Below are 22445 nucleotides of genomic sequence, written 5' to 3' on the forward strand. Positions count from 1 at the left end.
TTAAGTTCAAACAAGTGCTCCCGCAACCATTTCAAAATTCGTAGGTTCACTGTTAAGTTCAAACAAGTGCTCCCGCAACCATTTTAAAAAATTGTGCTATCCCTTTTCTCGTTAATGTATATGTATTCATTTATTTATAAATCTATTTGTAGTCGTTGATCTATTGGCGGTGGGCATGAGCTTTCGCGGACGATGAGCTGTGTGGGTAAGGTCATTTCTGGGTTTGGTTTTTTGCCTGATAATATGTCGAGTAATAACTTCATCGAAGTTTCACCGATCAATTGTCGTGGCTGATGAATCGTCGTTAATTCAGGCACGCAATACTCGCTCATTGCTAAGTTATCAAAGCCAATAACAGATAGTTCGCTGGGTACTGGAATGTTCATTTCTCTGGCTATTTTGAGCACGCCAATTGCTGCTTCGTCACTGTGGCAAACAATAGCTGATGGTTTGTTGGGTAGCGATAAGAGTTGTTTGCCAAGGTTATAACCGGCGATAAATGAAAGATCGCCTTCCATTATGTATTCATCCGTCACAGGGATTTTCCACTTTTTCATGGTTTCTGTGTGACCATTTACACGGGCATTGTAGACAGGGGTACTTCTTTTTCCTGTAATGCAGGCTATTTTGTAGTGCCCCATCATAATTAAATATTCAACGCCTTTTTTGGCGCTGTAGTGATTGTCGATGTGAACTGTTGGTACAGGAATGTCAGAAAAGTATTCACCAGCGATAACAATGGGAAGTTTTATTTCGCCAGCACTGTTAATAATCATGGATTCAGGTACATCAGAAGAAAGAGATAATACGCCATCTACCTGCTTACTCTCGAATAGCTCAAAATAACTACGTAATCGTGAAGACTCATTACCTGCATCACCAATTAATAGTTTGTAACCATGCTTATGAGCGAGTGCTTCTATGCCATGAACAACGTCTGAAAAGAAGGTGCTGTCTATGTTAGGAAGAACAACAACAATGGTTTTTGACTCACTTTTACGTAAGCTTCGGGCAAGTCCGTTTGGAGAATAGCCTACTTCTGAGGCGGCTTTTTCTACTTTTTGGCGAGTGGTAGGAGATACCATTTCTGGGTTGGCTAATGCTCTAGATACCGTTGCAGTTGATACGCCTGCTAGCTTTGCTACATCTTTAACTGTGGCCATAAAAGTCCAAAAGCAAGAAGAAATAAAGAATAGTAGCGCGCAAATGCATAGCCTTTTAACGGTGAGTTTTTATGATTGCACATCTTACCAAACTCTCTGCCTATGCGCAGCGGCTATTCCTCAGGAAAATAGTGTTGTAAGGACTAAGTCATTAGAGCAAAAGCTCTAATGACTTAGTGTTAATAATACTGCTTAGTAAGCGGCGTCTTTAAAGTAATAATCCGCAGCGTTTTCTTTCGTCACCAAGTCTGCGCCTAAAATGACGCGAGATGGTTCGTGGTATAAATAACCAAGTTTTTCGTGTTTGACGCCATGAACAGCAAGAGCAATGCCGGACGCAATCATAGATGGGCTATAAGTGACTGTTGCACGTACCATTTTATTTCCTGATTGAATCATCTCGATGATGTCTTTAGAGCCAGCGCCACCCAATACAGTTTTGATGTCTGTGCGGCCTGATTCTTCAATGGCTTTTAAAACACCTTTCAGCATGTCGTCATCTTGGCACCATACAGCGTCAATTTTAGGATGCTTCTGCAAGAAGTTTTCCATCACTGATAGCGCTTTTTGTGTAGACCAATCACCTGGTTGAGAATCAAGGATCTTGATATTTGGGTATCCAGCAATAACGTCGTTAAAAGCATCAACACGTTGCTTGTTGATAGGAATTTGTAGCCCTTCAATCACTACAACATTGCCCTTGCCAGACATTTCTTTAGCTAGCCATTGTGCACCTACACGACCTAGACCGGCGTTATCTCCAGCAATGAAGACATTTTGAGCAGGGTGGGCGAGTTCACGGTCCACTACAACGGTATAAATACCTTCGTCGTAGGCTTCTTCAATGACCTTTTGTAAGGTGGCTGGGTTATGAGGAAGGATAACCAAAGCATCAATGCCCTTGATCATTAAATCTTCTACATCGCCCACTTGTTTTGAACCCGAGCTTGACGCAACGACGAAAAATTCGATGTCTTTTTCTTTTGCTTTTAAATCTGCCGCTGCTTTATTTGCCCACCAAAGTAGCCCTGCAGTCCAACCGTGGTCTGCAGATGGCACACTTATACCAATTTTGTATTTTGCAGCGTAGCTTGTGCCAACAAAGGCAAACAGCATAGTAAACACTGCGATTAGTCTCATGATTTTATTTTTATACTTCATGGATACTCTCCGTTTTACATTGATTTAATAGTGAACAAAACGCCTGTTTTGCTCGGATTCTTGTTTTTCTTCTTATGGTTTGCATAGTAAGAAAAACCAAGCCTTTAACGGTCGCCCTTAAATTGCACTAAAACCGCAGTCAAAATAACGAGACCTTTAACCATGCCTTGTAGATAAGGCGAGATGCCCATTAAATTCAGCATGTTATTGATAATACCTAAAATGATCGCACCGATGACGGTGCCCCAAATGGTGCCTTTACCGCCAGATAGAGCCGTGCCGCCAATAACAACCGCTGCAATCGCGTCTAGCTCATAAAACAACCCTGCATCGCCCGGGCTGACGGAATTTAAGCGCGATGCTAATAAAACAGCAGATATACCAACTGATACCCCGGCAATTAAAAAAGTTAGAAAATATACCCAGCGCACTTTAATAGCAGAATAAGAGGCTACTTTTGCGTTTGAGCCTACAGCGCAGACATGGCGTCCAAATGCGCTGTGTTTTAATAAGATATGATAGGCAACAGCCAACAGTAGAAAGACCCAAACAGGGTAGGGAATGGCCCATAAGTAACCGCCACCAATATCCGCGAAATGTTGATTTTGAGAGACCATTTCCCCCGCATCACTGATATATAGTGTCATAGAGCGAAAAATGGACATGGTGGCGAGAGTGGCAATAAACGAAGCTACTTTACCACGTGTAATGACTAGCCCATTTATCGCACCAAATACACCTCCTAGAGCGATGGCTGAAGAAACTGCCATTGCAACTGCCCACCAACCATCGCCAGCACCATTAATGATCATGATGGACAGTACGCCAACCAAAGCCACCATTGAGCCAACGGATAAATCGATTCCGCCGGCGATGATGACGAATGTCATACCCAAGGCAATAATGCCGGTATAGGAAACCTGTCTCAATACGTTGGTAATATTGCGCGGCATTAAAAAATGCTCGCTGGCAATGGACGAAAACAGAACTAATAAAAGCAATGCGATAAAGGGCGCGTAAGTTGCTATATCTAGTCGTTTTAGGCGCGTGATCATGGGCGATAATTCGAACATGGCCATAGTGAATCCTCGTGTATTCTTATTGTTTTTTGCACCTGAGCTTATGAAAAAGCACGGCGTCGTTTTTAATTTACGTTTAGTCATTAACAGCTTTTCAAATTAGGCTTGAGCCATGGTTTTTAAACCTGCCGCGTAATACATGATCTCTTTTTCATTGATGGCATCTCCGGTGAGCTCTCCCATGATCTGACCGGATCTCATTACCATGACGCGATGTGATAAGCCCATGACTTCTTCCAGTTCTGACGAGATCACAATGATGGACACACCTTGTTCGGTCAGTGAGCGTATAAAGTGGTAGATCTCTTTTTTGGTATTCACGTCGATGCCGCGAGTTGGTTCATCCAAAATGAGGATGTTCGGGTGGGTGTCCATCCATTTTGATAAGTATACTTTTTGCTGGTTTCCACCACTTAAGTTAGCCAAGTTTGAATGCAAAGACGCTGCCTTTATGTCGAAGCGTTTAACGTATTCTCTCGCAACTTGATTCTCTTTCTTGTGTTGAATAAGCCCTCTCACATAAGAGGAAAGCGAAATGAGGGTGATGTTCTTTGGTATATCAAAATTCATGATCAAGCCTTTACCTTGGCGATCTTCTGATAGGTAGGCTAGGTTGTAAGACACCGCATCTGCGATTGAATTGATTACTGCCTTTTTGCCATTTATTTCAATTTCACCGCTGTCTTTTTTACGCAGTCCCATTACCGCTTCGGCAGTCTCTGTTCGACCCGCGCCGATTAGGCCAGCAAAGCCAAGTACCTCTCCTTTTTTTAGGTCAAAATTGATGTCTTGTAACACCCCTTTGATTGATAGGTTACTTACTTTAAGTACGACTTCATCAGTATGTTCTGTACGCTGAGGATAGATTTGGTTTAATTCACGGCCCACCATTTTACGAGCCATGTCTTCTTCATCTATTTCTGCAACGTCATCCACACTAACGAGGTGGCCGTCTCGTAAAATGGCTAAACGATCACAAAGTAGCTTCACTTCTTTTAGTTTGTGTGAGATGAATATAATAGTGACACCACGTTGTTTTAGTTTTTCCACCAAGCTGAAAAAGATATCCACTTCGTGATCAGTTAACACTGTCGTGGGCTCATCCATAATTAGGATACGTGATTCATTAACGAGCGCCTTGGCAATTTCTACCATTTGCTTTTGTGCCACACTAAGATGTTCTATTAATGCATCTGGGCTCAAGTCGGTTTCTAACTCTTTGAGAAGTTCATTGGCCCTGTCACGCATTACCGATTTGTTGAGCAAAAAGCCTTTTTTAATTTCGTTGCCAAGAAAGATGTTTTCAAACACATTTAGGCTACTAATTAGGTTAAATTCTTGCGGTATCATGGCAATGCCTAGACGTTTTGCATCCGCGGTAGACTGGATTGATACCTCGGAACCATCGATCTTAATACTGCCCGATGTTTTGGTATAAATGCCGCTAATAATTTTGAGAAGGGTCGATTTCCCAGCGCCATTTTCTCCCAGCACACCGAGCACTTCACCAGCAAAAATATCCAGCGTGATTTTGTGTAAAACACGCACACCAGAGAATTCCTTAACAATGCCGCGAATTTGCATAATGGGGTCATTCATTTGCTTTGACTCCTAGTTACTGGTCATTGGTTTCAATAGCGTGCTGTCTTCTAGAGAATGCCATGTACTGTTATTAGCAGATGATGCCAACACAGCAGTTATGAATTTCATTCCGTCAACACCATCATCAATACTAGGAATAAAGCCCTGAACTGAGCTCACATCAGCACCCGCTTCAATGGAATGAATTGCAGCAGCAATGTCGACGTATAGATTGGCAAAACCTTCTAAGTAACCTTCAGGGTGACCTGCTGGAATTCGGGAAAGGCGGTTGGCTTCTTCGCCAGCGCCGTGTCCGGCTCGGGTGATTTTCTGAGTAGGCTCACCAAATAGTGAAAGCCATAATTCGTTAGGGGATTCTTGAGCCCATTCGATGCCTGCTTTTTCTCCATACAGGCGAATTTTCAAACCATTTTCATTACCAGGAGCAACTTGGCTAGACCACAACATGCCTTTTGCTCCACCATCAAAGCGCAGCATGGTATGAACGTTGTCATCCACACGGCGGCCATTAACAAAAGCCGTTAAATCTGCAGATACCTGTTGAACTTTTTGCCCAGAAATAAAACAAGCTAGATTGAAAGCGTGGGTTCCAATGTCTCCTAAACAACCAGCCAGACCAGATTTTTCTGGATCTGTGCGCCATTTTGCCTGTTTGTTATCTGTGTTTTCAGCTTGATCTGTTAGCCAATCTTGGGCGTATTCCACTTGGATTACGCGCAATTTTCCTAGTACGCCAGTATCAACCAAATGTTTGGCGTGCCTAACGAGAGGGTAGCCAGTGTAGTTGTGAGTAAGGGCAAAAAATGCGCCAGATTTTTCCACTAGGGCTTTTAATTCTAAGGCCTCGTTTAGATCTTTCGTTACGGGCTTATCACAAATGACGTGAATACCTTGCTCTAAAAATGCTTTTGCGACAGGGTAGTGCATGTGATTTGGTGTGACGATAATCACCGCCTGAATACCATCTTTGCGCTGTTTCTCTTTTTCTGCCATAACAGAGAATGATGAGTAGGAGCGTTCTTGATCAATACCAAGCCGAAGTGCCGAAGCGAGAGCTCTATCAGAGTCAGAAGATAAAGCGCCAGCAACCAATTCAAAGCCATCGTCAATACGAGTTGCAATACGATGTACCGCGCCAATAAAAGCACCATCACCGCCGCCTACCATACCAATGCGGATACGTTTGTGAGCCATGTTGTTGTCCCTCTATTTCAAACCAAGAATGCGTCGATTAGTTTCGTTATCAATGCCACTGCTGGCGAAGTCATCAAAGGCGTGCTCAGTGACGCGAATTAAATGATCGTTGACAAACTTGACACCTTCTTCTGCTCCGGCTTCTGGGTGTTTCATACAGCATTCCCATTCGATTACAGCCCAACCGCCAAAATCATATTGAGTGAGTTTCGAAAAAATACCCTTGAAGTCGACTTGCCCATCACCTAAAGAGCGAAAGCGTCCAGCACGGTCTATCCAGCTTTGGTAACCGCCATACACGCCTTGTCTGCCAGTGGCATTAAATTCAGCGTCTTTTACATGGAACATCTTGATTCGTTCATGGTAAATGTCGATGAACTGCAAATAGTCGAGTTGTTGTAAAACGAAATGAGAGGGATCAAATAGAATATTAGCCCGCGGGTGATGATTGGTTGCCGCTAAGAATAAGTCGAATGTAACGCCGTCATGTAGATCTTCCCCCGGATGAATCTCATAACAAACATTGACGCCGCAGCGGTCAAATTCATCAAGTATTGGAATCCAACGATTGGCTAATTCTTCAAAGCCAGCTTCGACCAAACCAGCAGGCCTTTGTGGCCAAGGGTAAAGATAAGGCCAGAGTAGGGCGCCAGAAAAAGTGGCGTGATTTGTTAATCCTAGATTTTTAGAAGCTTGTGCTGATTTTAATAGTTGATCAACCGCCCATTGTTGGCGAGCTTCAGGGTTACCTTTGACATGGTCTGGCGCAAAGCCATCGAACATATCATCGTAGGCAGGATGAACAGCGACTAATTGTCCTTGTAAGTGTGTAGACAGCTCGGTTACAACCATACCGTGTTTGGCGAGAGTGTCCTTAATATATTTGCAGTACTTAAGATCGCTTGCAGCTTTATCTAAATCAAACAGTCTTCGATCCCAAGTGGGTATTTGTACCCCCTTGAACCCGAGGTTTCCTGCCCATTCTACGATGTTTTCAAACGTATTGAATGGTGCTTCATCGCCTGCAAATTGAGCGAGAAAAAGAGCTGGACCTTGTAAGGCTTGCATAATAATAACCCCCATATTTATTTTTATTTGAGTGGTGTTTTATGTTTGTAATCGATTACATTTAAGTTCATAAAAAAAGACTTTTCAATGTATTTTGTAAAGTCTTTCTGAATTATTTGGCTTGAGTATAGTGATTTTAATGGCTAAGTAAATGGATTTTAGCGATCAATTAGTGCGATTTTATGTTTATTGAGTGTTAATGGAATGAAATGCATTACAAAAAAACAGTGGTTTTGTGCTTACCATATGAGAGCTTTTTATAAGAAAAAACTATTTACCAGCGAGCAAAGCAGCCACATGAAAACAGCGTAGTGAACGCTATTAGTGACAATGGTTTTGGTGGGAATTTGGTAGCGGCTTGTCATTAATAATCCCAGCCCTGTTAATCCGCTACTGCCTGCGGAAATAGCCCAAGCGCTTAGAAACAAAAAGCCTAATTGAGTTGGATCTGGGTGTAATGGCAACAGCATTGGACTCGCTATGGCGATGCTCACAACAGGATGTATTCCGATGACGCCAGCGATAATCATGATAGCGAGAGTGAATGAAAATAGCATCGGACTAAACGTGAAACTGTCCAAATTAAAGAATTGCGGATAGCTAAGAATAATCGCACTAATGCCATTAGAAAAGATGCCGGCAGCGAGAAATAATGCAAACTGACTGCCGATTTGAGCCAGTTTGTGGTTCACAAAATGCGACAAGCTTTTCCTTCTTGATGGCGTGCGCATCAGCAGTATAGTTGCGCTTGGTGCTAACAGACAGATCAGCACCAATATGCTGATATCAGGCCAAATGAAATGAAAAAATATAACACTAGAAGCCAGAATCATAGGAATGAAGAGGCTTTCTTTACGAATGGGGTAGCCATTAAAATCACCTTTAGTGCGTCGAAAGGCTTCTGCAGTGGAAAAAATGATGGCGACTAGCCCCATAGCAAGACCTGGGATAAGTGTTTTTTGCCATTGCATTCCTGGTGCATAAATTATTGCAACGCCGGTTGCCACGAAGAAAGGTGACCACCAAGCCGCCGCGGAAAAGTTACGAGTCAATATAAACTGCTGTTCAGGAGTTAATTTTATCGCGCCTTTTATACGGTCTGCGAAGACTAGAATTACTGATAGATTAATCACTGCGCCTAATACTTGCACGCCAAGCGCCGTGTTAAATATAGCGCTGAGGCCCTTTGGTAAAGGGCGCTTTTCATCTGTTGAGCTGGTTAGATCTAAAAAAGAGACAGCAACAAACATCGCCAGCATTGGCAAATTAACCGCAAAAACCTGCTGCCACGTCATCCAGGTGCCTTTTGACCCTGCAAAGAGTAAGGTTGCTATTCCAATCATCATCAGCCAAGTTACTTGTCGCTTTGCGCTTGGTGCTAAGGTATGCCACATGGCGATATTGGCTCCCCACGCCAGTAGGGTAGGCAATAACACAGGGGTCAAATGAGCAACTGACAATAGATAAAAAACCAATGTGCCGAGTACAAACCAACCTGTGCATTTTTTGAGTAGATTCATTACGAGCGAATTGTCCTTGCGTTGTTGAAGTTTTTTTCTTAACAAGAGTGATCTAAGTAACATTAAGATAAGCTTTAAATAGTGATGCATCTATAGGTGATCGGCAATAGGCTATGCGCGCTATTTATTTCTTGTCGAAGGAAGTTGTTTTTATAAACATGTATGTTTTTTTGATTTTTAGTATGTGCTGGTTGTTTTTTATACTAAATGTTTGATTCTTCAATGTATTGAGAGTATCAATATTGCACATATATTAATCGGACTTGTTCGAGTTGTAATTTTGTATGGATGACCTTCCATAATCTATAAAATGTCGTGTTGTTGGTTCATGGTGTGTTTTCTGTGTTACTACCATCAAGCAAGGAAAAGGCTAAGGCATGCAGTTTTTTTTAAGGAAATTGATTCGTTATTATAGACATAACGTCGACGAAAATCTGAATAGAGAAGAAGGCTATCAACAAAGTTTTTTAGCCGGTTTTTTTGGACTGATGGGCTCCATCATTTCTTTTTTTACAGCTTTAAATAGCCTCTCCATTCAGCTTTATAGCTTAGCTATCTGTTTATTTTTAGTAAGCGCTTTATTGTTGTTATCCTTTTTTATACTCAAATCTTCTACTTATAAGCGGTTTCATAATCTTTCGCGCTATATAGCTCTTTTAGGTTTATTTTCTTTAGGTATTTATTTGATAAATTCTGGTGGTATCAATAATAGTGGTCCGCTATGGATCTGTATCATCCCTTCGGTGACATTTGCTTTCTTAGGTTTAAAGCTAGGGCTTATTGCTAATGGAGTCTTTTTTGTTATTTCATCTACTATGTTGTTTTTTCCGAGTGATGCACTTTTAGCTACAACATATTCTTATGAGTTTAAAACACGTTTGATATATGTGTTTTTAACCATAGTGGCCTTATCTGGAGTTTATGAAGCGGCCCGGCATTACTCGTTTATGCGACTAAAGTCCATGAAGGAGAAGTATGAGCATCAAGCTCAGTTTGATTATTTGACACTCTTACTAAATCGTCGAGGAATCCAAAAAATACTTAATAAAGAGCATCAGCAAAGAAAACTTACTAATAATGTTTCAACTATCGCCACTTTGGACATTGATAAATTTAAAGTCATCAATGATGAGTTTGGTCATGAAGTTGGTGATATGGTGCTTAAACATACAAGTAGAGTACTGAGTGATTGTATTCGTTCGCAAGACTCATTAGCACGTTGGGGGGGCGAAGAGTTTTTACTATTACTTCCTGAAACCGCAGAACAAGAAGCTCTCATACTGTTGGAATCGGTTCGTGAGTGCGTAGAAAAAACACCTTTTGAGCATGGCAATATTAGTATTTTTATTACCTTGAGTGTCGGACTATGTGAAACATCACCAGATGTCGATTTTAATGAAACCATTAAATTTTCTGATATCAGTTTATATCGAGCAAAACTGGCAGGACGAAATACGGTTTTTGCTTATACACCTGAGCTTTGAGATAGATTCTTCTATTGAATAGGTGTTTTAATACCCAAAATATCAATCATCTCAAAGGGATCTGTATAGATGAGTCATTTAAGAACAATCAAAATCGTGTTAGTTGGCTGTGTTGCTCTGTTCGCAGGGTTGGTGGCTTTTAATAACGTTGTGGATTATGGGTCTAACTTTGCGTTTGTGCAGCATGTATTAACCATGGACACGACGTTTGAATGGAATGAGTTAAAATATCGTGCTGTCGATGAACCTGTTTTGCATCACGGATTTTATTGGTTGATTATCTTGACTGAAGCTTTAGTCGGTATTTTGTGTGCTTTGGGCGCATGGAATATGTGGCAAAAAAGAAAGCTAGATAAAAAGCAATTTAACGCGGCAAAAACACTGGCAAATTTTGGTTTAGCTCTTGGTGTGTTGCTTTGGTTTACCGGATTTATGACGATTGGCGCTGAATGGTTCTTAATGTGGCAGTCACTGATTTGGAACGGGCAAGCTTCTGCGTTTCGTTTTATTGTCGTGTTGTTTTTAGTGCTTATCTTTATTAACCAAGTCGAAGAAGAGTCTTAGTCTGCGCTTCGTTCATAAATAAACCGCTCTTATATTGTATTAAAGCCCTTTGGATTTATGTCCAAAGGGCTTTTTTGTAAAAACGCTAAACCGAAACAAAAAAAGATAATACCGCTTATTAAAGCGCCGATTTACATTCGTCTCACTCCATCAGGAGATCGTTCACTTTTAATAAAAATAACAAGGAATGAAAAGATGAAAAAAATCCTTTCCATGAGTTTGCTGGCAACTCTCTGTGCAGCAACGTCTCTTCCTGCATTGGCGGCAGGTGAGAAAATCGGTTTGTTGATGTCTGACTTACGCTTAGAGCGCTGGCAGAAAGACCGAGATTTGTTTACGGAAGCGGCTGAATCTATGGGCGCTAAGGTTTACACTCAATCAGCCAATGGCGATGCGAACACACAAATTTCTCAAATTGAAAACATGATTTCCCGTGGTGTCGATGTGCTGGTTATTGTGCCGGAAAACGGTGAAGTGCTAGGCAACGTTTTAGCTGAAGCTAAAGCCGAAGGCATTAAAGTGCTGGCCTATGACCGATTGATTAAATTCGCCGACATTGATTTGTATGTGTCTTTCGACAACATCCGTGTGGGTGAAATGCAGGCCGAAGCTTTACTGAAGCGTAAACCAAAAGGTAATTATTTTTTGATGGGCGGTTCGCCAACCGATAACAACGCGAAGATGTTCCGCCAAGGTCAAATGAACGTACTGCAACCTGCGATTGATTCGAAGAAGATCAATATAGTCGGTGACCAGTGGGCAATGGGTTGGTCGGCAGAAGCAGCATTGAATATTATGGAAAACGGTTTGACTGCCAATGCCAATAAGATCGACGCAGTGGTCGCGTCTAATGATTCAACCGCTGGTGGTGCGATCCAAGCGCTAGCGGCACAAGGTTTGAGTGGCAAAGTTGTGATCTCAGGCCAAGACGCAGACTTAGCGGCTATGCGTCGTATTGTTGCTGGCACACAAACCATGACGGTATACAAACCGATTTCGAAACTGGCAAAAACCAGTGCTGAAATGGCCGTTAAGCTGGCTCGTGGAGAAAAAATCAAGGTTAATGGCCAGGTTAATAACGGCAAAAAAGACGTTGATGCTGTGCTGCTAACGCCAATTTCCGTTACCAAAGACAACCTAGATTCAACCGTTATTGCTGACGGCTTCCATTCTCGTAACGATGTTTACAATCCTTAGTTTTCCTAATGTATGGCGCTCAATCGAGCGCCATTTGCTTTTCATAAGGGTGTAAATATGAAGCAAACATTATTAGACATGCGTTCCATTGTAAAAAGCTTTTCGGGTGTTCGTGCCTTGAATGGCGTCAGCATTCAGCTTGATCGCGGAGAAGTCTTGTCTATATGCGGTGAGAATGGTTCGGGTAAATCGACCTTGATGAAAGTGTTAAGTGGCGTTTGGCCGTTTGGCTCTTATGAAGGAGAAATCTTCTTCGAAGGTAATCTAGTTAAGGCATTGACGATTCGAGATACCGAAGCGCTTGGCATTGTCATTATTCATCAGGAATTGGCGCTAGTTAAAGAATTGTCGGTAATGGAAAATATCTTCCTGGGTAATGAGCTTGGTTCTTTTGCGAGACTCAATGACGAAGAAATGCATCGTCGGACCTTGGACTTATTAGCTCGTGTGAAGCTTGATGTGTTGCCTGATACGGCAATACGAGACCTTGGCGTTGGTCAGCAGCAATTGGTCGAGATTGCCAAGGCGCTGAATAAAAACGTCAAACTGTTAATTCTGGATGAGCCAACTTCGTCTTTGACGACAACGGAAATCGACATTCTGTTGAATATTGTCAGTGAACTGAAACAGCAAGGCATCGCGTGCATTTATATTTCTCATAAATTGGATGAAGTGTTGACCTTGTCTGATTGGGTCACTGTGATTCGTGATGGCGATCATATTGATACCAAAGCGGCGGCTCAGCTGACGCAAAATGACATCATTAGCATGATGGTCGGGCGTGAGCTAGACGAGCTGTTTCCGCGAGAAGAACACAATATTGGCGAGGTAGTTTTACGCGTCAAACACGCCACCGCCAAACAAGCTGGCGCGACCCGAGCACAAGTTGAAGATGTCAGCTTTGAATTACGTCATGGGGAAATTCTTGGCATCGCGGGCTTAATTGGTTCTGGCCGTACCGAGCTGATGCAGTGTCTTTATGGTTCTTACGATGGCGACTATGAAGCAGAGATCGAGCTAGAAGGGCAGACCGTCAACATTCGTTCCCAGCGTGTGGCGTTAGAAGCGGGCATTGCCATGGTGCCAGAGGACAGAAAACGTCACGGTATCGTGCCCATTATGAGCGTCGGTCGCAATATTACTTTATCCGTGTTGGGGAAATACTCTTCTTGGTTTGGTGCTGTGAATGAAGACAAAGAAAGTAATGACATCGACGACTATATTGCGCAGCTAAAAGTCAAAACGGCGTCCGCTGATTTGTCGATTAAAAACCTCAGCGGCGGCAACCAACAAAAAGCCATTATCGCCAAATGTCTATTAACCCATCCCAAAATTCTGATTCTCGATGAGCCAACTCGCGGCATCGACGTGGGCGCGAAATATGAGATTTATAAGCTGATGTTTGCCCTCGTTAAACAAGGTATGTCGATCATCATGGTGTCGTCTGAATTGTCCGAAGTGATTGGTATCAGTGACCGAGTCTTGGTGATGCATGAAGGGCGCTTAAAAGGACAATTTGACCATCAAGGTTTGACCCAAGAAATGATTATGAATTGCGCGATCAAAGAAGGTGTAGCAAATGTTTAAAACAATAAAAACCAGTCAATTACAATTGTTTGCGATGTTAGCGGCGATGCTGCTGATTGTCGTCTTCTTTTCTATTGCGACCGATGGCGCGTTTATTTCGCCACGGAATATTTCGAACTTGATTCGTCAAACGGCCATTGTGGGCGTGCTCGCTATTGGCATGGTGTTTGTCATCATCAGTGCCGAAATCGATTTATCGGTTGGTTCTATGATGGGCTTATTGGGTGGGATTGCAGCGATTTTGGATGTTTGGTTTAACTTTCCGATTTTACTTACCGTGTTAGTAACCGTCGTCGCGGGTTTAGTCTTAGGCTTGTTTAATGGCTGGTGGGTGGCGTATCAACGCGTGCCTTCTTTCATTGTCACCTTGGCAGGGATGCTGGCGTTTCGCGGTATTTTGGTGGGTTTGACTGATGGTGCCACGGTTGCACCAACGTCTAGTTCACTGGCGATCATTGGTCAAAGCTATATTCCGTCAGGTTGGGGCATTAGTGTTGTGGGTTTGTTGTGCCTAGGTTTGGTGGCAAAAGTTTATGCTCGACGTAAGGCAAGAAAACAACACGGTGTTGAAAACAAAGCGGCAAAGTTTGAATACGCAAAAGCTTTCGTGGCGGTCGCTGTCTTGCTCGTTTTGCTCTATGCCTTAGAAAGTTATCGAGGCATTCCAACGCCTATTTTGATCATGGGTGGATTAATTCTTATTGCCACTTATGTTGCCAAGCGAACTGCGTTTGGTCGTCGTGTGTATGCCATTGGCGGCAATATCGAAGCGACTCGCATGTCTGGTGTGAACGTCGAACGAACCAAAATGTTGGTGTTTGGTTTTAACGGCATGATGGTCGCTGTAGCGGCTTTGATACTGACTTCTCGGCTTGGTGCGGGTTCTCCAGCAGCCGGAAATATGGCGGAGCTGGATGCCATTGCCGCCTGTGTGATTGGCGGAACCAGTTTGGCAGGTGGTGTTGGTGCAGTGTTTGGAGCCATCATGGGCGCGCTTATTATGGCGAGTTTAGATAACGGCATGAGCATGCTCGATGTACCGACTTTTTGGCAATTAATCGTCAAAGGCATGATTTTATTACTCGCTGTTTGGCTGGATGTGAAAACCAAGAAAGCCCAGTAAAACTTCGTGCGCGAAGGTTGGATAGGTTTCGTAGGCCTGATGAGGGAGGTACGACCGTGATCAGGCGTGAGACGTTACGTATACCGTTAACCGTCAGATCACGCCTTCGTTCCTCGGCTCATCTGACCTACAAGATCCACAGAAGTCGTTTAGCAATAATTATGACGATTAACAAGATGAAGGATATTTTTTAATGTATATAGGTATCGACCTCGGCACCTCAGGTGTCAAAGTGATTTTAATGGCTGAAGATGGTCAGGTAACAGCCAGCTGCTCATCTCCTTTGTCAGTATCTAGACCATTTGATCTTTGGTCAGAACAAAGCCCAGAAGACTGGTGGCAAGCTACAGATTTGGCCATGTTGCAGCTAGCAGCAGAAAACAATTTGCAGGACGTTAAAGCCATTGGCTTATCGGGCCAAATGCACGGCGCTACATTATTAGATAAAAAAGGCGATGTATTAAGACCTGCTATCTTATGGAATGATGGTCGTTCCCATGAAGAATGTTTGTTATTGCAAAGGCGCTGCCCAGAAGTGCAGGCGATTACCGGTAATTTGATTATGCCAGGTTTTACTGCGCCTAAGCTGCTTTGGGTGAAACAGCATGAGCCAGAGATTTTTGGGCAAATTGCAAAAGTGCTATTGCCAAAAGATTACTTGCGCTTTCGTATGGCAGGTGAGTTTGCGACCGACGTTTCTGACGCCTCTGGCACGCTGTGGCTAAACATGGAGCAACGCTCTTGGAGTGACACCATGTTGAGCGCCACAGGATTAACGGCAGAGCAAATGCCTAGTGTATTTGAGGGAACCCAAATCACCGGTGTGATTTATGACGATTTAGCAAAACGCTGGTCTATGCCGATTGTTCCTGTTGTGGCGGGTGGTGGCGATAACGCCGCTGGTGCTGTGGGTATGGGTATTATATCGCCTGAGCAAACCATGTTGTCGCTTGGTACGTCAGGAGTTATTTTTGCGGTAAGTGATGGTTTTACGGCCAATCCAGCCGCAGCTTTGCACAGTTTTGGTCATGCGATTCCTAATACTTGGCACACGATGTCGGTGATGTTGAGCGCCGCGAGCTGTATTAATTGGGTGACGAAATTAGCTCAGTTTAGCAGTGTAGAAGCCGCTTTATTAGCGGCTGAAAATCGAATAGATCACGACAATAACCTAACTTTTCTGCCGTATTTAAGTGGAGAAAGAACGCCACATAATGATCCGAATGCGAAGGGCGTCTTTTGGGGAATGACCCATGAAACCACCGCAGCGGATCTTGTTCATGCGGTACTTGAAGGTGTGACCTTTGCTTTGCTGAATGGCTTAGACGCAGTACGTTCCGCGCAAAATATCAGTGAAAGTATTGATGTAATCGGTGGTGGTGCGAAAAGTGCTTATTGGTTACAGATGTTGGCTGATGTGTTTAATGTGCCAATGGATTATCGCGAAGGTGGCGAAGTCGGCCCCGCATTAGGCGCTGCCCGACTGGCGGCGATAGGTTATCAAGGTCAAGAGGCACTAAGCGAAGTTTGTACGAAACCGGCGTTAATTAAGCGTTATCTGCCGAACCAGACTGATACCTCTCGATATGCCGAAAAACGCGAGCGTTTTCAGGAGCTATATCAGAGATTAAAAGGACTTTAATGAGTAAGAGCGGTGTCTTATTACACCGCTCTTTTATTACAAACTTTCTTTCATTACGATTTCTGTTATTCCCTTTCTGATTTTTATCATTCTCTAGAACTAATGGGCTCTCAAGGGGTATTATCGAGTCAGCAAAAATAAAAATTAGAGACGCTTTTGTATGTTTGAAAAACGCTACCGACTTAACCTAGTGTTCAATGCTAATAAGGTTTACGACCGACAAGTCATTGAAGGTATTGGCGAATATTTACAAGCCGCGCAATGTGACTGGGATGTATACTTTGAAGATGATTTTCGTTCTCGTCTTGATGCGCTAAAGCATTGGAAGGGGGACGGCATTATTGCCGATTTTGATAACCCTGAAGTCGAAGAAATCTTAAAAAATACCAATATTCCTACCGTGGCAGTTGGTGGTTCTTATCATCATAAAAAAGATTATCCTCGTTTGCCTTATGTGGCGACGGACAACGCGGCATTAGTGCGTTGTGCATATCAGCATTTGAAACGCAAAGGTTTACCTCAATTTGCTTTTTACAGCTTACCAAGTACGGTTTATAGTCGTTGGGCAAGTGAGCGAGAGCATGCGTTTGTCGAACAAGTTCGTTCTGACGGATTTGAATCTCATGTACATCAAGGTTTCTGCACGTCGGCTGAAATCTGGGAAACCGCTCAACACGAGCTAGAAACTTGGTTAACGAATCTGCCTAAACCCATTGGCATTATTGCCGTCACTGATTCCCGTGCACGTCATTTATTACAAGTCTGCGATCATTTGAATATTTTGGTGCCGGAGCAAGTTGCCATTGTTGGGATCGATAACGAGAGCATGGCGAGGTACTTAAACCGAACCGCTTTGTCTTCTGTTGAACAGGGCAGTAAGCAAATGGGTTATGAAGCCGCGAAAATGCTGCATCGTATGTTGTTAGGTTATTCCGTGGAAGACTCGCTGGTGGTGGTCGATCCAACTGGCATTGCCGAAAGACAATCGTCTGATTATCGTGCTTTGCATGATCCTTATGTCATTCAAGCCATGCATTTTATTCGTCACAATGCCTGCCGAGGGGTGAAAGTAGCGCAAGTAGTGGATTACATTGGCATATCAAGAACCAACCTAGAAACCCGCTTTATCGACGAAATTGGCTGCTCAATGCACGAACAACTGCACATGACCAAGTTTTACCGAGCTTGTGAATTGATCACTTCGACCAATTTGCCGTTTGATGAAATTGCCCGAACCTGTGGTTATCCATCGGTGCAATATATGTACACAGTGTCACGCAAAAACTTGGGTATGACGCCTGGTGAATATCGAGTGTCATCGCGGCTTGGTAAAGACACATAAGAAGTGTTTTCCAAAAAAAATACCCAAAAGAATGAGAAAATTAAACATTAGAAAAAACTCTTGATGCATTTTAACAATGTCGTTAAGTATACTTCCTGAAATGGTATTGGATTTTAAACCGCTATTTTGTAAACAAAGACAAGTCGTAAGCGCTTGATCTATTTGTCTTTGTTCGCAAAAAAGTGACGGTTAAGAAATTCAGTTAACACAATTCATAAAATGGGAGTGTAAGTTTGTCTGCGACAATCAAAGACGTTGCGTTACGGGCTGGTGTATCGACAACCACCGTATCTCATGTTTTGAATAAAACGCGTTTTGTAGCCAAAACGACACAAGAACGTGTTTTCCAAGCCGCCGAAGAGCTTAATTATGCTCCCAGTGCAGTAGCGCGAAGCTTAAAGGTAAAAAATACCAAAAGCCTTGGCATGTTAGTCACCACCACCTTGAATCCCTTTTTCGCTGAATTGGTCAACGAAGTAGAGAAGTGCTGTTACCGAGAGGGTTACAATCTTGTGCTTTGTAATACCGATGGCGAGCTCGAAAAAACCAATTCCTATCTGCGAATGCTGACGCAAAAACGTGTCGATGGCATCTTGGTCATGTGTTCCGCCTATGATGACTCGCTGTTTAGCTCTTTGATCGGTCAGCGTAATTTGCCCATGGTCGTCATGGATTGGGGGCCATCTGATGATTATGTCGATCGCATTCAAGACAACTCGGTAAAAGGCGCGCATTTGGCGATTCAGCATCTAATTGAACAAGGTCATAAGCAAATTGCTTACATTGGTGGCCCATTAGAAAAGTTACCGGCGAAGCAGCGTTTAGACGGCTTTATGGAAGCGATGGAGCAAGCCGATTTAGCCATCCAAGACGATTGGGTGATTGAATCCGACTTCGAATTTGAAGGTGGGAAATTGGGAATGCGCCAATTATTATCCTGCCATAATTTGCCTAGTGCTGTGTTTGTTGCCAACGATGCTATGGCGATGGGTGCCATGAGTGAAGCACAATTGTCAGGCGTTAAAATTCCACAACAATTGTCTATTATTGGTTACGATAATTGTATGTACTCTGCTTATTTTAGCCCGCCATTAACCACCATCAATCAGCCCAAAGAGCGATTAGCCGAATTAGCGATCAGCACCATGATTGAGCGGATTGAGAATCCTCGTCAAGAAGGCAAAATGATCATGTTAGAGCCAAACTTGGTGGTTCGTTCGTCGGTTGCTGCTGTTTCTAAAGAATAGCGCCGATTTCTTGTTATTTTCTGTGTATTTTACTTTCAGCTTTTTGAACTCTCTGCTCGATTTTAGACGAAAAACTCGTTTTAAGGTTGAGAATAGAGCTTGTATGAAGTCTTTTTATATAGAAAAGTCCTTATAATTCAGTTGCTTGATTGTTTGTAGTTAAATTACACCAGAATTTCGTGCTTTTATCGTCTTAACTGTTTGATAAATAGGGTTTTTTTCTTATCGGTCAAGAATTTATTGACAAGCTCCATGTGCTTAATATAAAAATAGCAAACGATTACGCAATCGTTTGCTATTCGAATATTTTAATAAAAATAAGCATACCGGAGACATACAATGAAAAAGAAAACCTTCTTGAAATCTTGCCTTGCTGCAACATTACTGACCTTGGCTAGCACCAGCGTTTTAGCTAGCAATGGTTTGATCGCCATCATTACTCCATCTCATGACAATCCATTTTTTAAAGCTGGTGCCGAAGGCGCGGATGCGAAAGCAAAAGAATTGGGTTATGACACCTTGGTTGCTTCTCATGACGGTGATGTAAACAAACAAAACCAATTGATTGAAACAGCGATTGCTCGTAAAGCCAAAGCGGTGATTTTGGATAATGCTGATGCAGACGCAAGTATTGGTTCACTAGAGCGTTTGAAAAAAGCCGGTATCCCAGCTTTCCTATACGACCGTGAAATCAATAAAACCGGTATCGCCGTGACTCAAATCGTATCGAATAACTTCCAAGGCGCACAGCTAGCAGGTGAAAAATTCGCCGAGTTGATGGGTGAAGGTGGTGAATACGTTGAGCTATTAGGACCTGAATCAGACACCAATGCGCAAGTGCGTAGTGAAGGTTTCCACGACATTCTTGATAACTTCCCAGAATTCAAAATGGTTGCTCGTCAGTCTGCCAACTGGAGCCAAACCGAAGCGTTCAGCCGTATGGAATCGATCTTACAAGCGAATCCAAACATCAAAGGCGTGATCACGGGTAACGATTCTATGGCGTTGGGTGCAGAAGCTGCATTGCAGGCTGCGGGTCGTAAAGACGTCTTCATCGTGGGTTTTGATGGTCTAGATTACGTAAGAGATTCCATCATTAAAGGTTCTAATATCAAAGCAACCATCATGCAGCCAGCATACGCTCAAGCACAACGTGTTGCTGAACAAGCAGATCTATACATTCGTACCGGCTCAACAGGATTGCCAGAAAAACAACTAATGGATTGTGTATTGATTGATAGTTCTAACGCGAAAAATCTAAGTAACTTCGCGCTAAAAAAATAACAACCTGACTCGAAGCTCTCATTTTTGAGAGCTTCGGCTCCTTGGGTATCATTATGTCTTATAAAAAAATCTTTCAATTTATCGGGCTCATTGCGTGCCTTAACTTGCTGACAGCCTGTACCGTTACGGACTTAGACGCTGACGGCAATCCTATTATTCCTAAAGATCCTAATGCCGCGGTTAGCTTTGCAGACTTCACCTTGTCTGAAGTGGCCGATCAGCTTTGGGAACCAAAAGTCTTCCCAGAAGCAACACAAGAATTCACCCCTTGGGAAAGTATTAAATCCCAGTTGGATGCGCAGCAAATTGACACCAAGCAAAGCTTTTTTGTCCGTTTAGATGGCACTATCGAAAGTGTTGATTTAGGCAAAATGAGAGGTGCGATAACGATTAAAGTGGGCGATACCAATATCGATCTGCAAGTTGGTCGCATAATCAAAGGCAATGCGATTCGTGACGCGTCTAAATACGTTTTGTTTGATGATTTTAAAAACCAGATTCGTTTCGCCCAAATTTCACGAGAGTTTAATAATCGTGCCATGGCATCGGTTGGCGAGCCAGACTCTAGTTGGGTAGGCGAAAAAGCGACTGTCATTGCTGCGATTACCATAGATCAAAATACCATCAGTGATGCTGTGCCAATGCAGATTATTCGTGGAGGCAAATGATGAGCCAAGCTAACGCAGACATCGTCATTCGCGCCGAAAAAATCTCCATGATTTACCCCGGCACTATCGCGTTAAACGAAGTTGATTACCGAGTTTATCGCGGCAAAGTGAACGTCATCATAGGCGAAAATGGCGCGGGTAAATCCACTTTGATGAAAATTCTGGCGGGTGTTCAGCAGCCAAGCAAGGGCACTATTTATCTAAACGATGAAGCCGTGTCTTTTCAGCATACTCGTGATGCCGCCGCCAAAGGTATTGGCATGGTTCACCAAGAGCTGAATCTGTTTGGCAACTTAACCGTCGCTGAAAATATCTTCTTGGGACGAGAAAAACAGCATGGTCTGATGCCGCTTGATACCGCGGAACAGCATCGAGTCACGGCCGAACTAATGGCACGTCTTGATCAAGACATCGCGCCATCTGAATTGCTGTCTAACTTGAAAGTTGGCCAGCAGCAGTTAATTGAAATCGCCAAAGCCTTGGCTGATGAAGCAGATGTGCTGATTTTGGATGAGCCGACGTCTGCGCTGAGTAAAACTGAGGTCGAGTTGCTGTTTAAAGTGATTCGAGACTTAACCGCTCAGGGCGTTTCCATTATTTATATCTCTCATCGATTAGAAGAACTGATGGCGATTGGCGATCACATTACGATTTTACGTGATGGGCATTTCCAGTCTGAAGCGGAAGTAAAAGACATCGATGTGCCTTGGATTGTCAGAGAAATGCTAGGTAGCGATCCTGTTTCTAATTTCTTGAAACCAGGTCGTGAATTTGGCAAGCCAGTGTTGGATGTTAAAAACATCAAACTGATCAACGAAATGGGTCACACCTTGGTTGATAACGTATCGATGGATGTGAAATCCGGCGAGATTGTTGGCGTTTACGGACTCATGGGCGCAGGCCGAACTGAACTAATGGAATGTCTACTTGGCTTGCAGGAATACTCAGGCGAAGTAGAGATTGCGGGGCATAAAGTGCCTGCCAAAATGGACACCAGCGATCGCATTCGTTATGGGATTTGTCTTGTTCCTGAAGATCGTAAAAAGAACGGCATTTTCCCCATTTCGTCAGTCAGCAATAACATGACGATTTCTAGCTTATGGCGTCGACTCAAGCATCGTTTTTCGATTGATGAAAAAGCCGAAGCCGAAGCGGTAACGTCCGCCATTGGTGATTTGTCTATCAAGGTATCTTCTCCTGATATTGAAATACGTGCATTAAGCGGTGGTAACCAACAAAAAGTGGTGATTGGTCGAACCTTGTTAACCAGTCCGAAAGTTTTGTTATTGGATGAGCCGACTCGTGGCATTGATATTGGTGCCAAAGGCGACGTATTTAAAATGATGGTGAAGCTTTCTGAGCAGGGGATTGGTGTGTTGTTTTCGACTTCCGATCTCAAAGAAATCATGGCTGTTTCTGATCGCATTCTGGTGATGTCCGGAGGCAAATTAACCGCCAATATCGCTCGCTCTGAAGCAACAGAATCTGCACTTGTGTCAGCAAGCGCGCAAGGACTTTAA

18 protein-coding genes are annotated in these 22445 nt (G+C 43.1%); 11 read left to right on the top strand and 7 right to left on the bottom strand.

All coding sequences use genetic code 11. The features are described from left to right. Window positions 1-134: 134 nt before the first annotated feature. The 7 genes from BUA59_RS16830 to BUA59_RS16860 all read right to left on the bottom strand — a co-directional run bounded on the left by BUA59_RS16830 (window position 135) and on the right by BUA59_RS16860 (window position 8787). Window positions 135-1163 (bottom strand): LacI family DNA-binding transcriptional regulator, encoded by a 1029-nt coding sequence (locus BUA59_RS16830; protein WP_072840848.1) that lies wholly within the window; start codon window positions 1161-1163, stop codon window positions 135-137. Between the two features lie 192 nt (window positions 1164-1355). Beyond that, window positions 1356-2324, bottom strand: a complete 969-nt coding sequence (locus BUA59_RS16835; protein WP_012069560.1) for a substrate-binding domain-containing protein — start codon at window positions 2322-2324, stop codon at window positions 1356-1358. A gap of 104 nt (window positions 2325-2428) precedes the next feature. Further along, window positions 2429-3403 carry an ABC transporter permease gene (locus BUA59_RS16840; RefSeq protein WP_012069561.1) on the bottom strand — a complete coding sequence of 325 codons (975 nt, stop codon included), beginning with the start codon at window positions 3401-3403 and terminating at the stop codon, window positions 2429-2431. A 99-nt stretch (window positions 3404-3502) separates the two neighbouring features. Beyond that, entirely contained in the window at window positions 3503-5002 is a 1500-nt protein-coding gene (locus BUA59_RS16845) for a sugar ABC transporter ATP-binding protein (protein ID WP_072840849.1), read from the bottom strand. Between the two features lie 12 nt (window positions 5003-5014). Beyond that, on the bottom strand, window positions 5015-6199 hold the full coding sequence (locus tag BUA59_RS16850; RefSeq protein ID WP_072840850.1) for a Gfo/Idh/MocA family protein: 1185 nt from the start codon (window positions 6197-6199) through the stop codon (window positions 5015-5017). A 12-nt stretch (window positions 6200-6211) separates the two neighbouring features. Beyond that, a complete protein-coding gene (locus tag BUA59_RS16855) occupies window positions 6212-7267 on the bottom strand; it encodes a sugar phosphate isomerase/epimerase family protein (RefSeq protein ID WP_072840851.1) in 1056 nt (351 codons plus the stop codon). Window positions 7268-7524: 257 nt separating this feature from the next. Further along, window positions 7525-8787, bottom strand: a complete 1263-nt coding sequence (locus tag BUA59_RS16860; protein ID WP_072840852.1) for a hypothetical protein — start codon at window positions 8785-8787, stop codon at window positions 7525-7527. A gap of 377 nt (window positions 8788-9164) precedes the next feature. Between BUA59_RS16860 and BUA59_RS16865 the strand changes: the two genes are divergently transcribed. The 11 genes from BUA59_RS16865 to BUA59_RS16915 all read left to right on the top strand — a co-directional run bounded on the left by BUA59_RS16865 (window position 9165) and on the right by BUA59_RS16915 (window position 22445). Beyond that, window positions 9165-10271, top strand: a complete 1107-nt coding sequence (locus tag BUA59_RS16865) for a GGDEF domain-containing protein (RefSeq protein ID WP_072840853.1) — start codon at window positions 9165-9167, stop codon at window positions 10269-10271. Window positions 10272-10340: 69 nt separating this feature from the next. Continuing rightward, on the top strand, window positions 10341-10835 hold the full coding sequence (locus BUA59_RS16870; protein WP_072840854.1) for a DUF2165 family protein: 495 nt from the start codon (window positions 10341-10343) through the stop codon (window positions 10833-10835). A gap of 195 nt (window positions 10836-11030) precedes the next feature. Continuing rightward, on the top strand, window positions 11031-12032 hold the full coding sequence (gene xylF, locus BUA59_RS16875) for a D-xylose ABC transporter substrate-binding protein (protein WP_072840855.1): 1002 nt from the start codon (window positions 11031-11033) through the stop codon (window positions 12030-12032). A gap of 57 nt (window positions 12033-12089) precedes the next feature. Next, entirely contained in the window at window positions 12090-13619 is a 1530-nt protein-coding gene (locus tag BUA59_RS16880) for a xylose ABC transporter ATP-binding protein (RefSeq protein WP_072840856.1), read from the top strand. Next, window positions 13612-14742, top strand: coding sequence for a sugar ABC transporter permease (locus BUA59_RS16885; protein ID WP_072840857.1), 1131 nt, complete (start codon window positions 13612-13614; stop codon window positions 14740-14742). The genes BUA59_RS16880 and BUA59_RS16885 overlap by 8 nt, the downstream gene beginning before the upstream one ends. A 193-nt stretch (window positions 14743-14935) precedes the next feature. Then, window positions 14936-16384, top strand: a complete 1449-nt coding sequence (xylB, locus tag BUA59_RS16890) for a xylulokinase (RefSeq protein ID WP_072840858.1) — start codon at window positions 14936-14938, stop codon at window positions 16382-16384. Window positions 16385-16544: 160 nt separating this feature from the next. Further along, window positions 16545-17726 (top strand): XylR family transcriptional regulator, encoded by a 1182-nt coding sequence (locus BUA59_RS16895; RefSeq protein ID WP_072840859.1) that lies wholly within the window; start codon window positions 16545-16547, stop codon window positions 17724-17726. 233 nt (window positions 17727-17959) lie between these two features. Continuing rightward, on the top strand, window positions 17960-18973 hold the full coding sequence (locus tag BUA59_RS16900) for a substrate-binding domain-containing protein (RefSeq protein ID WP_072840860.1): 1014 nt from the start codon (window positions 17960-17962) through the stop codon (window positions 18971-18973). Between the two features lie 339 nt (window positions 18974-19312). Beyond that, window positions 19313-20257, top strand: a complete 945-nt coding sequence (locus BUA59_RS16905) for a D-ribose ABC transporter substrate-binding protein (RefSeq protein ID WP_072840861.1) — start codon at window positions 19313-19315, stop codon at window positions 20255-20257. A gap of 53 nt (window positions 20258-20310) precedes the next feature. Then, window positions 20311-20925, top strand: a complete 615-nt coding sequence (locus tag BUA59_RS16910) for a DUF2291 family protein (protein WP_072840862.1) — start codon at window positions 20311-20313, stop codon at window positions 20923-20925. Next, window positions 20925-22445, top strand: coding sequence for a sugar ABC transporter ATP-binding protein (locus tag BUA59_RS16915; RefSeq protein ID WP_084122501.1), 1521 nt, complete (start codon window positions 20925-20927; stop codon window positions 22443-22445). Before BUA59_RS16910 ends, BUA59_RS16915 begins: the two co-directional genes overlap by 1 nt.

The sequence above is a fragment of the Marinomonas polaris DSM 16579 genome (assembly GCF_900129155.1).
GTDB lineage: Bacteria > Pseudomonadota > Gammaproteobacteria > Pseudomonadales > Marinomonadaceae > Marinomonas > Marinomonas polaris.